At 73.1% G+C, this 14,614-nt stretch carries 14 protein-coding genes; 9 read left to right on the top strand and 5 right to left on the bottom strand.

The features are described from left to right. Positions 1-114 precede the first annotated feature (114 nt). Positions 115-411 carry a hypothetical protein gene (locus AC1UE4_RS08430; protein ID WP_482916774.1) on the top strand — a complete coding sequence of 99 codons (297 nt, stop codon included), beginning with the start codon at positions 115-117 and terminating at the stop codon, positions 409-411. Here the strand turns inward: AC1UE4_RS08430 and AC1UE4_RS08425 are convergent. From AC1UE4_RS08425 to AC1UE4_RS08410, 4 genes are read right to left on the bottom strand one after another with little or no spacing between them, the layout of a single operon-like run. Then, positions 408-1,124, bottom strand: coding sequence for a hypothetical protein (locus tag AC1UE4_RS08425; RefSeq protein ID WP_482916773.1), 717 nt, complete (start codon positions 1,122-1,124; stop codon positions 408-410). The genes AC1UE4_RS08430 and AC1UE4_RS08425 overlap by 4 nt on opposite strands. Next, positions 1,121-1,744, bottom strand: coding sequence for an RNA polymerase sigma factor (locus AC1UE4_RS08420; protein ID WP_482916772.1), 624 nt, complete (start codon positions 1,742-1,744; stop codon positions 1,121-1,123). Before AC1UE4_RS08420 ends, AC1UE4_RS08425 begins: the two co-directional genes overlap by 4 nt. Before the next feature lie 4 nt (positions 1,745-1,748). After that, entirely contained in the window at positions 1,749-2,309 is a 561-nt protein-coding gene (locus tag AC1UE4_RS08415) for a hypothetical protein (RefSeq protein WP_482916771.1), read from the bottom strand. 39 nt (positions 2,310-2,348) lie between these two features. Continuing rightward, complete coding sequence (locus AC1UE4_RS08410; protein WP_482916770.1) at positions 2,349-3,260, bottom strand: ArsA-related P-loop ATPase; 912 nt, start codon at positions 3,258-3,260, stop codon at positions 2,349-2,351. A gap of 32 nt (positions 3,261-3,292) precedes the next feature. On the opposite strand from AC1UE4_RS08410, the gene AC1UE4_RS08405 reads away from it, so the two are divergent. Genes AC1UE4_RS08405 through AC1UE4_RS08370 form a run of 8 tightly spaced genes read left to right on the top strand, consistent with a single transcriptional unit; the run spans position 3,293 to position 10,814 of the window. Continuing rightward, the gene (locus tag AC1UE4_RS08405; protein WP_482916769.1) at positions 3,293-4,102 is read left to right on the top strand and encodes a phytoene/squalene synthase family protein; all 810 of its coding nucleotides are present in this window, start codon (positions 3,293-3,295) and stop codon (positions 4,100-4,102) included. Beyond that, positions 4,099-5,268 carry an NAD(P)/FAD-dependent oxidoreductase gene (locus AC1UE4_RS08400; protein WP_482916768.1) on the top strand — a complete coding sequence of 390 codons (1,170 nt, stop codon included), beginning with the start codon at positions 4,099-4,101 and terminating at the stop codon, positions 5,266-5,268. The genes AC1UE4_RS08405 and AC1UE4_RS08400 overlap by 4 nt, the downstream gene beginning before the upstream one ends. After that, complete coding sequence (gene hisIE / locus AC1UE4_RS08395; RefSeq protein ID WP_482916767.1) at positions 5,196-5,792, top strand: bifunctional phosphoribosyl-AMP cyclohydrolase/phosphoribosyl-ATP diphosphatase HisIE; 597 nt, start codon at positions 5,196-5,198, stop codon at positions 5,790-5,792. The genes AC1UE4_RS08400 and hisIE overlap by 73 nt, the downstream gene beginning before the upstream one ends. Before the next feature lie 29 nt (positions 5,793-5,821). Beyond that, positions 5,822-7,306, top strand: coding sequence for an anthranilate synthase component I (gene trpE / locus AC1UE4_RS08390; RefSeq protein ID WP_482916766.1), 1,485 nt, complete (start codon positions 5,822-5,824; stop codon positions 7,304-7,306). Next, a complete protein-coding gene (locus tag AC1UE4_RS08385; protein WP_482916765.1) occupies positions 7,303-7,875 on the top strand; it encodes an anthranilate synthase component II in 573 nt (190 codons plus the stop codon). Before trpE ends, AC1UE4_RS08385 begins: the two co-directional genes overlap by 4 nt. 23 nt (positions 7,876-7,898) lie before the next feature. Beyond that, on the top strand, positions 7,899-8,918 hold the full coding sequence (gene trpD, locus AC1UE4_RS08380) for an anthranilate phosphoribosyltransferase (RefSeq protein ID WP_482916764.1): 1,020 nt from the start codon (positions 7,899-7,901) through the stop codon (positions 8,916-8,918). Then, entirely contained in the window at positions 8,915-9,718 is an 804-nt protein-coding gene (trpC, locus tag AC1UE4_RS08375) for an indole-3-glycerol phosphate synthase TrpC (RefSeq protein WP_482916763.1), read from the top strand. Before trpD ends, trpC begins: the two co-directional genes overlap by 4 nt. Positions 9,719-9,722: 4 nt before the next feature. Continuing rightward, complete coding sequence (locus tag AC1UE4_RS08370; RefSeq protein WP_482916762.1) at positions 9,723-10,814, top strand: S1C family serine protease; 1,092 nt, start codon at positions 9,723-9,725, stop codon at positions 10,812-10,814. 16 nt (positions 10,815-10,830) lie between these two features. Here AC1UE4_RS08370 and AC1UE4_RS08365 read toward each other — a convergent pair whose 3' ends face one another. Then, positions 10,831-14,568: an MBG domain-containing protein gene (locus AC1UE4_RS08365; RefSeq protein ID WP_482916761.1), complete on the bottom strand. Its 3,738-nt coding sequence runs from the start codon at positions 14,566-14,568 to the stop codon at positions 10,831-10,833. Positions 14,569-14,614: the final 46 nt, after the last annotated feature.

The raw sequence follows: 14,614 nt of genomic DNA, 5'->3' as shown, positions 1-14,614 counted from the left end.
CGGAGCGCTGCTCATAGCTCGCGTGCTCCGAGCGAGGACATCCCGGCCGGGCCGGGGAGGGGGACCCCCGGCCCGGCCTCTTTAACCAGCCGGTCCAGCGGTTAGCGTCTCGCCGTGCGCTTCGTCGCCCTCCTTCTGCTCACCGTGATCCTGGCTGTCGCGGCCGGCTGCGGCGATGCGGCGCCGACCGCCTTCCGCGTCTCCGCCGAGCGCGCGTGCAAGCGCGTCGGGGACGACGGGTTGCGGGCGCTGGCGCTCGTCGGCTCGATCGCTCCGGCCGGGGATGACGAGCGGCGGGCGCAGCGTGTGCTCGTGCGGTTCGCGCGCGGCGGCGACCCGAAGGTCTCCGACCTCATCGCCGTCCGCGACGCCGGGCTGCCGGGCTGCGCGGACGTCCTCGCCGGCCGCTAGGGCGCGAGCAGGCGCCGGGCCCGCTCGTACGTGAGCCCGCGGCCCTCGAGACGCAGCAGCAGGTCGCCCCGCTGCACGACGAGGGCGTTGCCGGCGAGGTAGGTCCGCTCCTCCCGGAAGCTGCCGTCCGGCGCCGCGTAGACGTAGGCGTGACGGCCGGTGAAGAACAGGCCGCCGGGGACGCGCCGGACGCGGGCGTCGCCCGTGACGATCTTGCGCAGCAGCACGTCGTCGAGCGCGCCTCGGCGCTCGGTGAGCAGGAGGTCGCCGTGGACGAGCGTGATCGCGCCGTCGTCGCGGACGCGCACCTCGTCGGGGCGGGCGAGCTTCGGCGGCAGGGCCGGCTCGAAGCCGGCGCGGCGGCCGGCGACGGCGAGGGTGACGAGGGCGCCGCGCTCGTCCGGCGCGGGCTCCCGCGCGGCCGGCGGCAGCTCGGGGACGCGCTGCACCTCGACGCTCCGCAACCCGAGCCACTCGAGCACGTCGTCCCGCGCGCCCGGGAACGCGACCGCGCCGGCAGCGGGAAGAAGGAGGAGCACGGCGAACACGACCGCCGCCCGGCGCCACCGCCGCCCCGACGGGCGCGCGTCTCTCCGCCGCGCCGGCGCCCCCTCCGGAAGCCTTGCGACGACCCGCGACGCGAGGTCCGGCGTCTCGGGCCACGCCTCCTCGCCGAGCCGCGCGAGATCGCGGATGAGAGCCTCGCCGCTCACCGAGCCTCCTCCGAACCCCGACGCCGGCCTTCCGATTCCTCCGGCGGCCCGGACCGTCCCGGCGGGGCGCCGCCCGGCCCTTCCATCTCCGCGCGCAGGCGGTCGAGCGCTCGTGAGAGGCGCGACTTCACCGTTCCTCTCCGGCAGCCGAGCACCGCGGCGGTCTCCTCTTCCGAGAGGCCGAGGACGTGGCGGAGGAGGACGACCTCGCGGTGGGGCGGGTCGAGGGCGGCGAGGGCGTCGCGCAGGGCGGAGCGGTCGAGGCGGCCGAGGAGGCCCTCGTCGGGATCGTCGATCGCCGGGCCGGCGGCGCGGGCGGCGACGGCGACGAGGTGCTCGCGGCGGCCCGCGGACCGTCTCCGGTTGCGGGCCTCGTTGGCGACGATCCGCAGGAGCCATGGCCGCCACGGGGCGCCGGCGCGGAAGCGGTGCAGGGCGGCGTGGGCCTTGATGAACGCCTCCTGGGCGGCGTCCTCCGCCTCGGCGGCGTCGCCGCAGACGGCGTAGGCGGTGCGGAAGGCAACCTGCTGGTGGCGCGACACGAGCATGCCGTAGGCCTCCCGGTCCCCGTCGCGGGCACGTCTGATGAGCGCGTCGTCGTCGACCCGAAGCAGGTCCACCCGCCTAGGGTTGCGGAGCGCCGCGGTGACGCCAAGCTGCGGCCAGCAGGGCGGCGGCGCCGAGCCCGAGCACGCCGAGCAGGATGCCGCGCAGGAGCCAGCCGTCGCCGTCGTCGGGTGCGACCGAGGGGCGCGGCGGCGCGGGCGCCGCCACCGGGACCTCCGGGGCGCGGCGGCTGAGCTCGGCGGCGGGCCACGGCTCGGTGCCGCGCGTCGCGTCCTCGAGCGAGGTGAGCGCCTCGGCGGTCGGCGTCATCCAGGTCCCGTCGTCGCCGCGGATCACCCCGGCGGACGGCACGTAGAGCATCGTCATCCGCGCGACCTCGAGCTGGTGGTCGGCGGTGGGCTCGCCGATCCGCAGGCGCAGCTCGACGAACGGCGCGGCCTTCGGCGGCGCCGCAGTCGGCGGGCCGCCCTGCATCAAGGCCATCGACGACTGCCGAGCGACGTCGGAGCATCCGTCGGGACCACACGCCTTCGCGCCGATCACGCCCTTGCCGGCGGCGGAGGGAACGGCGACCGCGAGGGCCGCGACGGTGAGGACGGCGACGCGAAGAGGTCTCATGGAACCGGTACACCGCCCGGCGCCGCGAGGTTCCCTACGTCAGAGGATGGGGCCGAGCCGGTCGGCCATCTCCTCGACGTGCTCGCGCTGCAGACGCGGGGCGAAGACGAACGGCAGCTCGGAGATCGGCGCGCGCATGACGCCGTCGAGGCGGAGGATCTGCTCGTGCTGGTTGGCGGCGCGGGCGTCGGCGACCTGGATCGCCTCGGCGGTGCCGTCGGAGGTGGCAGCGACCACCTCGGCGAGCTCGGCGTCGGAGAAGCGGTCGGGGACGACGCCGTTGACCACGACGCGCTCGAGGTCGCGGCCGAGGTGGCGGCTCAGGCGGCGGTCGAGATCGATCGTCTCGCTCACCGGCAGCTCGGCGGCCAGCGCGACGCCGACGTAGCCGGTGCGGCGCACGTCGTTCAGCCAGTCGCGGACGCGCTCGCTCTGCGACGCGATCGGGCCGACGCGGGCGATGTCGTGGAACGTCCCGGGCGTCCTCAACATCCCGACGGCGTGGCCGCTGGCGGGTCCGTCGACGACCACGAGGTCGTAGCCGCGCTTGCTCTTGTCCCACCGCTTGGACTGCGCGAGCTCGTACGTCTTGACGATGGTGCCGAGCTCCATCCCGCCCGGTGCGGCCTCCGCGAACGTCCGGAAGAAGTTCGAACGCGTCAAGAGGGACGTCAGCGATCGCGACCCGAGGATCCGCCCGATCCACTCCTCGAGCACCTTCCACGACACGATCGACGTGTGGTGCAGCGTGTCCGTGACGCGCGTCTCGGCGCCACCCTCGCCCGCGGGGAAGCCCAGCAGCTCGGGGATCCGGGATTGGCCGGACATCTCGCAGACGATCGTGCGACGGCCCGAACGGGACGCCGCGAGGGCCAGCGCGGCGGCGACCGTGGTCTTGCCGACCCCGCCCTTCCCGGTCACGAAGAGCATCTGGCGATCGAGCAGGGTCACGAAGGCTGGCAGCATAAGGGCGGGTGGAGGAGATGACCGCATCGACCGAGCTGCGACGCGCCTACGCGCTCTGCCGCCGCATGCAGCTGCGCCACGACCCGACGTTCTTCGCGGCCACGCAGCGCCTGCCGCGCGACATCCGGCCCGCCGTCCACGCGCTCTACGGGTACGTGCGCACGGCCGACGAGCTCGTCGACCGCCCGCGGCCCGGCGAGGACCCGCGGGCCGCGCTGGACGCCTGGGAGCGCGCGCTGCACCAGCGCGAGGCCGACGCGCACCCGATCATCGCGGCCCTGCTCGACGCGGCCGACCGCCACGACATGCCGCTCGAGGAGCTGAAGGCGTACATGCGGTCGATGCGCGTCGACTGCAGCGGCCGGGTGCGGATCGCGTCGCCGCACGAGCTCGACCAGTACATGGACGGCTCCGCCGCGGCGGTCGGGCGGATCATGGCGCCGCTGCTCGGCAGCGACGACCCCGACGCGGTCGGGCGGCTCGGCGTCGCGTTCCAGCTGACGAACTTCATCCGCGACGTCCGCGAGGACTTCGCCATGGACCGCGTCTACCTGCCGGGGCTGCCCGAGGACGACCTCGCCCGCGGGCGCGCCGGCGAGCGCGTGCGGGAGGTCGTTGCCGCCCACGTCGACCGCGCCCGCGGGCTGTTCGCCGCCACCGAGGACGCGCCCGAGCGCTGCCTGCCCGCGGTGCGCGGCGGCATGCGGCTGGCGCGCGCCGTCTACAGCCGCGTGCTCGAGCGCGTCGAGCAGTCGGGCTTCGACCCCATCGGCGGCCGGGCGGCGCTGCGGCCCTGGGAGGTCGCGATGACGGCGCTGCGGGCATGACGCGCCGCGCGACGGCCCGCGGCGACGCGCGCACCTCGCTCGACGGCACGCGCGCCGACGTCCTCGTCTGCGGCGCGTCGTTCGCCGGGCTCGCCGTCGCGCGCGAGCTCGCCGGCACCGGCGCGGACGTGCTCGTCGTCGACCGCTACGAGGTGGGGGAGCGGGCGACGTCGGCGTGCGCCGCGCCGACCCCGTGGCTGCACGCGATGGGCGTCGAGGGCGCGATCCGCCAGGAGCTGCCGTGCATGCGGTTCACCACGCCGCACGGAAGCGTGCGCTACCGGCTGCCGTGGAGCTGGTCGGCGTTCGACTACCGCGAGCTGTGCCGGCTGCTGGACGCGCAGAACGACGCCCGGTTCGAGACCGCGAAGGTGGAGCGCCGCACGCCCGGCGGCGTGCTGACCGACCGCGGCGAGCTGCACGCGCCGCTCGTCGTCGACGCGCTCGGCTGGCGGCGCGTCCTCGCCGAGCCGCACTTCCAGCCGCCCGACGCCCCGCTGTCGCGCGGGCTCGAGGTCCACGCGCCGCACGACGCCGGCGGCGACGAGCTGCACTGCTGGATCGAGCGCCCCCTCGTCCGCCGCGGCTACGGCTGGAGCGTCCCGGCCGGCGAGGAGGTCCGCATCGGCGTCGGCTCCTACGACCCGCGCAAGCACGTGAAGGAGCCGACGGTCGGCCTCGCCGCGCGGGAGAACGCCGAGCCCGAGCACTTCCAGGGCAACTGGTTCCCGCACGGGCTGCGGCCGGCGGCGGATGGCGCGACGTTCTTCGTGGGCGACAGCGCCGGCCACTGCTTCCCGCTGTCGGGCGAGGGGATCCGGACGGCCCTTTACTTCGGCATCGCCGCGGGCCGCGAGCTGCGCGCGGTGCTCGACGGGCGCAAGACGGCGGTGCAGGCCCGCGCGCACTACGCGGCGTTCAGCGCCGGCCACGCGCCGGCGTTCTCCCGCGCGCTGCGCCTCCAGCGGCTCGTCCCGGCGCTGCCGCCGGTCCTGCTCACCGCGGGCCTGAAGGCGTTCCACCCGTTCGTCGACCGCGCGTTCTCGTGGTACCTGGATCAGGCGCACCCGGACTTCGCCATATCCTCGGCTGCGTGGAGATCCGCTTCGACGAGCAAGGCCTCGTCCCCGTCGTCATCCAGGACTGGAACACCGGTGAGGTCCTGACCCTGGCCTACGCGAACGCGGAGGCCGTCGCGAAGACCCGCGAGACGGGCGAGCTGCACCTGTGGAGCCGCTCGCGCGACGAGCTGTGGCACAAGGGCGCGACGAGCGGCAACACGCAGGCGGTGAAGGCGCTGCGGCTGGACTGCGACGGCGACGCGCTGCTCGCGCTCGTCGAGCCGGCCGGCCCCGCGTGCCACACCGGCGAGCGGACCTGCTTCCACCACGGCGAGACGGAGGCGCGGGCGCCGCACGAGGCGCTGCCGGACCTCGAGCGCACGCTCAAGCAGCGCCAGGCCGAGCGGCCCGCGGGCTCCTACACCGTCGAGCTGCTCGACGACCCGGCGCGCATCGGCGAGAAGGTGATGGAGGAGGCCGAGGAGGTCGCCCGCGCCGCGCGCGAGGAGACCGACGACCGCGTCGACGAGGAAGCCGCGGACGTCCTCTACCACCTCTCCGTCCTCCTTCGCGCCCGCAACCGCGACCTCAGAGACCCTCAAGGGGTCCTCGATGCGCGCCGGCGGTGACGGGCCGGCAGGGCCGAGGAGGAGCGCGGATGGCCGTCGCCGCTGACGTCCCGACCTTCGAGGTCTCGCCCTCGCTCGACGAGGTCCGCGCCCTCGCGCGCGACTACAACGTCATCCCGCTGCGCACGCAGTTCATCGACGACACCGAGACGCCGGTGTCGGCGTTCCTCAAGCTGCGCGGACGCACGCCGGAGTACCCGGCGTTCCTGCTCGAGTCGGCCGAGCGCGGCCAGGTCGTCGGCCGCTACTCCTTCATCGGCGTCCGCCCGCGCAGGGTCATCCGCTGGAACCTCGGCGACGAGGGCGATCCGTACGCGATCTGCGCTGAGGAGGTGGGCCGCCACCGCCAGGCGCCGCTTGAGGACCTCCCTCCGTTCAGCGGAGGCGCCGTGGGCCTCTTCGGCTACGACCTCGTCCGCACGGTCGAGACGACGCTCGGGGAGCCGAACCCGGACCCGGTCGGGCTGCCGGACATGGCGCTCATGCTCAGCGACGTGCTCGTGGTGTTCGACCACCTCAAGCACACGATCTCGATCCTCGTGAACGTCTACGCCGAGCCGGGCGGCGACGTCGAGGCGGCGTACGCCGACGCGGTCGCGACGATGACCAAGGCGCGGCGCCTGCTGGCGGGACCGGTGCCGAGCTTCGGCAGCCGCCCGCGCGAGGATCGGCCGACGTTCGACTCGAACATGCCGCGCGAGCAGTTCGAGGCGATGGTCGCGCGGATCGTGGAGTACGTCCACGCCGGCGACGCCTTCCAGGTCGTCCCGTCGCAGCGCTGGAGCGCGGCGCTCGGGCTCGACCCGTTCAGCGTCTACCGCGGGCTGCGGGTCGTGAACCCGAGCCCGTACATGTACTTCCTCGACTTCCAGGACTTCCAGATCGCCGGCGCGTCGCCCGAGCCGCTGCTCACCGTCAGCGGCACGCACGCGTCGACGCGGCCGATCGCCGGCACGCGCCCGCGCGGCGCGAACGCCGCCGAGGACGCCGCGATCGCCGAGGACCTGCTCGCCGACGAGAAGGAGCGCGCCGAGCACGTGATGCTCGTCGACCTGGGCCGCAACGACCTCGGCCGCGTGTGCGAGTACGGCAGCGTCACGGTCGACGAGTTCATGGCCGTCGAGACGTACTCGCACGTCATGCACATCGTCAGCTCGGTCAGCGGGACGCTGCGCCCCGAGGTCGGCGCGATGGACGCGCTGCGGTCGATCCTCCCGGCCGGCACGCTGTCGGGCGCGCCGAAGGTGCGCGCGATGGAGATCATCGACGAGCTCGAGCCGGTCAAGCGCGGCGGCTACGGCGGCGCGATCGGCTGGCTCGGCTACTCCGGCGACCTCGACACCTGCATCCACATCCGCACCGTAGTGATGAAGGACGGCGCGGCGCACGTCCAGGCCGGCGGCGGCACCGTCGCCGACGCGAAGCCGGACTACGAGTTCCGGGAGTCGCAGAACAAGGCGAAGGCCGTGCTGCAGGCGTTCGCGCTCGCCGCCGACCAGGCGGAGTGGCCATGACGTCCGTCCTCGTCGTCGACAACTACGACTCGTTCACCTACAACCTCGTCCAGTACCTGGGCGAGCTGGGGGCGGAGCTCGACGTGGTCCGCAACGACGTCGCGACGGTGGACGAGCTGCTCGAGCGCGCGCCGGACCGCGTCGTCGTCTCGCCCGGCCCGTGCACGCCGAACGAGGCGGGCGTGAGCGTCGAGGCGATGCGCCGGTTCCCCGAGGCCGGGGTGCCGACGCTCGGCGTCTGCCTCGGGCACCAGTCGCTCGCGCAGGCGTTCGGCGGCAAGGTGATCCGGCACCTGCCGATCCACGGCAAGACGACGACGATCGAGCACGACGGGCTCGGCGTGTACGACGGCCTGCCGCAGGACCTGACGGTCGGCCGCTACCACTCGCTCGTCGTCGACCCGGACCTCCCGGACTGCTTCGACGTCACGTCGTCGGGCGGCGGGGTCGTGATGGGCATCCGCCACCGCGAGCTGCCCGTGGAGGGCGTGCAGTTCCATCCCGAGTCGGTCCTGACCGACCGCGGCAAGGAGATGCTGCAGAACTTCCTCCGCACCGCGTCTTCCTAGCGCGGTACGGTTCCGCGCCTGCCGTGCCCAATCCGGTCTTGACGAAGGCGATCGACCGCCTCGCCCAGCGCGAGGACCTGTCGGTCGCGGAGACGAGCGAGGTGCTCGCCGAGATCATGCGCGGCGACGCCTCCGAGACGCAGATCGCGGGCTTCCTCATCGCGCTGCGCACGAAGGGCGAGACGCCGGACGAGCTGGCCGGCCTGGCGAAGACGATGCGCGCGATGGCGACGCCCGTGCGGTCGGGTCGTGACGACCTGCTCGACACCGCGGGAACGGGCGGCGGGCGGATGACGTTCAACGTCTCGACGACCGCGGCCATCATCGCCGCCGGCGCCGGCTGCGCGGTGGCGAAGCACGGCAACCGGTCGGCGACCGGGCTGAGCGGGTCGGCCGACGTGCTCGAGGCGCTCGGCGCGCGGCTCGACGTCGGGCCCGAGGGCGTCAGGCGCTGCATCGACGAGGTCGGGTTCGGGTTCATGTTCGCCCCGGCCCACCACGGCGCCACGCGCTACGTCATCCCGGTCCGGCGCGACCTCGCCGTGCGCACGATCTTCAACTTCCTCGGACCGCTCACGAACCCGGCGGGCGCGACGCGGCAGGTGATCGGCGTCTCGGACGCCGGGATGCTCGACACGATGGCCGCCGCCCTGGCGCGGCTTGGGACCACCCGTGCGTTGGTAGTGTCCAGCGAGGATGGCCTCGACGAGCTGTCGACGTCCGCGCCGACCAGGGTCGTGGAAGTGAACGGCGACCGGATCGACCGCTACACGGTCACCCCCGGTGACTGCGGGCTGCCCGAGGCCGCCCCGGATGCCGTCGCCGGCGGCCATCCCGACGCGAACGCCGCCACGACGCGCGCGATCCTCGCCGGCGAGCCCGGCCCCGCGCGCGACCTCGCGCTGCTCAACGCGGGCGCGGCGATCTACGCGGGCGGCCGTGCGGAGTCGATCGCCGATGGCGTGGGCGTGGCCGCCGAGGCGGTCGACGGCGGCGCCGCCGCTCGTACCCTTGAGGCCTTCGTGGAGCTGACCAAGGCGTGAACGTCCTCGATCGCATCGTCGACGCGACCCGCAGCGACGTGCGGCGCCGGCGCAAGGAGGTGCCGCTCGACGCGCTCGAGCGCCAGCTCGCCGACCGCGACCTCGACCGGCCGTTCACCGAGGCGCTCAGCGGGCCCGGCATCTCCGTGATCGCCGAGCACAAGCGCCGCTCGCCGTCCGCCGGCGAGATCCGGGCGGGCGCGACGGTGGCAGACATCGTCCAGGCCTACGAGCGCGGCGGGGCGGCCGCGCTGTCGGTCCTCACCGAGCCGGAGTTCTTCGGCGGCTCGATGGAGGACCTGCGCGAGGCGCGGCGCGCGTCGACGCTGCCGATCCTGCGCAAGGACTTCATGGTCGACCCGTACCAGGTGTACGAGTCGGCGGCGCTCGGCGCCGACGCGATCCTGCTCATCGTCGCCGCGCTGCACTCCGACGACCTCGCGTTGCTGCATCGCGAGGCACGCTCACTCGACCTCGACGTGCTCGTCGAGGTGCACTCGGGGGAGGAGCTGGAGTGCGCTTTGGAGGTGCTCGACGCGGACGTGATCGGCATCAACAACCGCGACCTCACCGACTTCAGCGTCGACCTGGACCGCACGTTCGAGCTGCTGAGCGACGTCCCGGCGGGCAAGATCGTCGTGTCGGAGTCCGGCTTCCACTCGCGCGAGCAGCTCGACGAGCTCGAGCGCGTCGGCGTCGATGCGGTGCTCATCGGCGAGGTGCTCATGCGCGCTCCCGACCCGGAGCAGGCCTGTCGCGCGCTCGCCGGCGACGTGCGCGGCGACTTCGACGAGGTCTGAGCGGGTGCGCGTCGCCGCCGTCGCGGCGCTCGCCGCGCTCGTCGGCGGTGCCGCGGGCGCGGGGATCACGCTCGCCGTCGGCGACGACGGGGACGGCGGCGGCACGACCACGACCGTGGTGCAGCAGGCGCCCGTCGGCGGCTCGCAGGCCTCGGGCGAGGGGCTGACGCCCGAGGAGATCTACCGCCGCGACGCTCCCGGCGTCGTCTTCATCCGCGCGGAGATCGTCCAGCAGGCGCAATCGCCGTACTTCCTCGGGCCGCTCGAGCAGCGCGGCGAGGCGACCGGGACCGGGTTCGTCATCGACCGGGACGGCACGATCGTCACGAACGCCCACGTCGTCGAGAGCGCCACGAACGTGACCGTGCGCTTCGCCGACGGCAAGACCGTGCCGGCGAAGGTGCGCGGCCGCGACGAGTCGACCGACCTCGCGGTCCTGACCGTCGAGCCGCGCGGGCTGAGGCTGAAGCCGCTCGAGCTCGGCTCGTCGCGCGACGTCCAGGTCGGCGATCCGACGGTGGCGATCGGGAACCCGTTCGGCCTCGACCAGACGCTGACGACCGGTGTGATCTCGGCCAAGCAGCGCCGCATCGACGCGCCGAACGGGTTCCGGATCAGCGACGTGCTGCAGACCGACGCCGCGATCAACCCCGGCAACTCGGGCGGGCCGCTCATCGACGCGGCCGGCCGCGTGATCGGGATCAACTCGGCGATCCGCACGGGCGGCGCGGGCGAGGGGTCGATCGGCATCGGCTTCGCGATCCCGATCGACACGGTCAAGCGGATCGTTCCCGACCTGCGCCGCAGCGGGGCCGTCGACCGAGCGTGGCTCGGCGTCTCCGCGGTGAGCGCGGCCGGCGGCGGCGCGCTCGTGGGCGAGGTGACGCCGGGCTCGCCGGCGGCGAAGGCGGGGCTCCGGACCGGCGACCTGCTGCTCGAGGTCGACGGGCGGCCCGTCGAGGTCTCCGAGGACGTCGGCGCGGCGGTCGAGGCGAACCGCCCCGGCGACGACATCGAGGTCCGTTTCAGGCGCATGGGGCAAGAGCAGACGATCCGGGCGGCGCTGGCCCGCCGCCCGGAAGGTCTGGTCGGCTAGGCCGCCGGCTCGCCTCCTACGTGCTCTGAACCAGCACGTTCCCGCCGCCGAGCTGCAGCGGGGCGGACCGGCTCCCGAGCTGCTTGACGACCTGGTTGGCGCTGTTGCGCACCGTGATCGCGTAGCCGTCGGGCGCCTTCGGCACGAGCAGGTCACCGTCGAGGCCGTCGACCGTGAAGCTGTACCCGCCGCTGTTGAACGTGCTGTCGAACACGCCGTTGACGTAGCGCTGCACGGTCGCCTTGCCGGTGAACGTCGCCCGCGTCCTGTCGCCGTTGACGTTGAACGTCAGGCCGCCGCCCTGCCAGCTGTTGCTCTTGACGATGTACTGGATCTCGTCGCTGCCCGAGCGCAGGCGGTAGATGAACAGCGAGTTGCCCTTGATGCCCGTCTTCGCGTTCTGCACGGTGAACCCGAAGTTGCTCTTGCCGTTGATGTCGTTCGCCGCGTCGGCGACCCAGCCGCCACCTGCGACGCGTCCCGTCCCGCTGCCGACGATGACCTGGAGCGAGCCCACGTCGACGCCGCTCGTCCAGTACGGGTTGGCCGGGTCGATCTGGACCTCGACCGTGTACGGGTCGTCGGACGTCGGCACCGGAGCGGTCACCGGGGCCGTCACGCCCGTCCCGTCGGACTGGGAGTAGACGGTCGTCTGCAGCGCGCCGCTGAACTTCTTGACCGCGAACTGCACCTTCGCGAGCGCGAGGTTCCCGGTGCTGCCACCGCCGTCTCGCGAGACCTTCGCCGAGACGGGGACGTTCGCCGTGCCGGCGGACGCGATCGCCATGTAGTTCGAGCCCGTGTAGACGACGACGGCCTTGCGCTTGGACACGACGACCTTGCCGTTGACGGTTGCGAAGGCGTAGTTCGACGACCCGAGCGTGCCGGCTCCGACGGTGATCGGGTAGTTCCCGGCCCCGCTGGCGGACGTCGCGGTGGTCGCCAGCGCCGGGCTGCCGCTGACGTCCGACGTCGTGAGCGTCTCGCCGTTGACGAAGCCCGTGATCTTGTACGTCAGCGCCGGCACCGGATCCGCGTAGGTCATGGCCTTGTCGTCCGCGGTGACGGTCAGCGACGCCTTCGTCGCCGCGACGCTCTCGGTCCGCTGGGGCGCCGCGTTGTAGTTGCCGTTCCCCGGCTGGTCGTACTTGACCATGCACGTCCCCGTGCCGCTCGTCATCGTGAAGGTGTCGCCCGCGTTCGAGCACGCGCCGGAGCTGCTGTACGACACCGTCAGCCCGGAGTCGGAGCTGGCGGCGACGCTGAAGCTGCCCGCGTACGCCTTCGAAGCCGGCGCGCCCGTGGTGATCGCGATCGCCTGGTCGGCCTTCTTGATGGTCAGCGTGTCGGTGATCGCGGCCGCGGTGTAGTCGTCGCTGGTGAGCGTCGCTCTCACCGCGTAGCTGCCGGCGTCCGTCGGATCCGTCACGGCGTTGCCGCCCTGCGAGAACGCGACGCCGACGCCGGCGACGCCCGACGGCGTGGTCGTGACGCCGACGGTCTTGGCGGACCCGCTGTAGGTCTGGGTGAGGTCGGCCTGCACGAAGGCCAGCGAGGCCGCGGCCTTCGTGGCCGTGACGGTCTGCGTGCGCTGCGACGCGGCTTCGTAGTTGCCGTTGCCCGGCTGGTCGTACTTGACGGTGCACGTCCCGGTGCCGCTGGTCATGGTGAACGTCGCGCCGGAGTTGGAGCACGCTCCCGAGCTGCCGTAGGACACCGGCAGGCCGGAGTCGGACTTCGCCGCGACGGTGAAGCTGCCGCCGAAGACCTTCGACGCCGGCGCATCGGTCGTGATCGTGATCGCCTGGCCGGCCTTGCCGATCGTGAGCGTGTCCGTGATCGCGTCCGCCGCGTAGCTCGCGTTGTCGAGCGACGCACGGACGGTGTAGCTGCCGGCGTCGGTCGGCTCGGTCACCGAGGCGCCGTCCTTCGAGTACGTGACGGTGATGCCCGTGAGGCTCGCCGGTGTCGTCGTGACGCCGACGGTCTTCGCCGAGCCGTCGTAGGTCTGGGCGAGGTCGTCCTCCACGAACGCGAGCGTGGCGGCAGCCTTCGCGGCAACCACGTTCTCCGTGCGCTGCGGTGCGGCGTCGTAGTCGTCGTCGCCGGCCTGCGTGTACGTGACGGTGCACGTGCCGCTGCCGCTTGTCATCGTGAACTGCGCGCCGGTGTTCGAGCACGCGCCCGAGCTGCCGTAGGACACGGGCAGCCCCGAGCTCGCCGTCGCGGCGACGGTGAAGCTGCCGCCGTAGCCCTTCGACGCCGGCGCGCCGGTCGTGATCGTGATGGCCTGCGACGCCTTGGCGATCGTCACCGTCTGCTGAGCCCTGGCGGCTGCCTCGTAGGTGGCGTCGCCGGCCTGGTCGGCGTTGATCTTGCAGCTGCCGGCGCCTTCGATCGCCACCTCGTTCTGAGCCGTGACCGAGCAGGGGCCGCTCGCGATGCTGTAGGTGACGGGGAGCCCGGAGCTCGCGGTCGCGCCCGGGTCGAACGCGGCGTCGCCGTAGGCCTTGCCGGCGATCGGCCCGAAGTCGATGGTCTGGGCGAGCTTCGGCTCACCGGTGACTCGCACGTTGTCCACACGGACGACGTCGCAGCTGCCGCTGGAGCTGCCTGAGCACAGCGACAGCCCCTTGAAGCGCAGGTCGATCTTCGTGCCGGCCGCGCTGCTCGGCAGCGTGACGTCGACGGCGTTCGTGGTCGCCTCCGCGAGCCCGGTGCCGATGTTCGTCACGGTGTGCGTGCACGACGACTGGCCGGTCTGGCACAGCGGGGTCGCCGGGAAGCTCCCGGACGCCTCGGCCTTCCAGAAGAGGTCGAGGTTCATCCCGCTCGCGCTCGCGATGTTGCTGTTCTTGCCCCAGGTGAACTTGACGTGGATGTTGCGCCGTCCGGACGTGTCGATCGGCCGGCTGTTGTCGTTCGTCGTGCTGATCGTGCAGCCGCGGCTCAGCGCCTCGTAGTAGTTCTGGCTGATCGGGCCGCTGACTGAGCAGTCCGCGGGCTGGACCTGGTTCTCGTCCTTCCAGAACGGGGTGTCGGTGGACACCGCGCTGCCGAAGTACTCGGAGAAGAGCACGCCGGAGTCGACGGTCACCGCGTCGGTCAGGGTCGTCGCCGCGCCGGCGGTGCCGCCGCAGTTGGCCGCGCTGTACGGCGTCACGACGAGGCTGTAGGTGCCGGCCGCCGTCGGCGCCGTCATGTCGAAGTGGTTGGTCGCCGTCGTCGTCGCCGAGACGTTCGTGGTGTCGGCGCAGCCGGTCGAGGATCCGATCGTCCAGCGCGTGGACTGCCACGTGCTCGGGGCGCTCGACGTGACGCGCTCGGTCAGAGCGCCGGGAACTGGATCGCCGGGGCCGACCGTGATGGCAGTGCCGCCGTTGACCGTCGCGCCCTGCGAGGTCAGCGCGTCGGTGAACGTCGTCCCGGCCGTGTCCGTGCCGTTCGTCGTGTCGGTCGCCGCGATCTCGTAGTCCGAGACGTAGAGATCGGGCAGCCGCAGCTCCCAGCGGATGTCGCCCGTCTCGGAGACGGTCACGTCGGTCTCCGCCTGCCATGTGTGGTTCGTGGTGTCGTCGACCGCGAGATGAACGACGTGGCCGGGCGTCCAGTTGCCGCCATTGACGACGACCAGGTCGCCGGGGGCGTAGTCCTCGAGCTCGGTGCGGATCCACGGCGCGGTGGAGCCCTCGTCCATGTACGCGCCGGCGGACGGCGCGAGCAGGGCGATCGCGAGCAACAGCGACGTTGCCATGACTGCCAGGCGGGTCGCGCGCTGACGCGCGGCCGGGGATGACGAC

This window comes from Parviterribacter kavangonensis (genome assembly GCF_056863335.1).
This window is presented reverse-complemented; position numbering and strand designations above follow the sequence as displayed.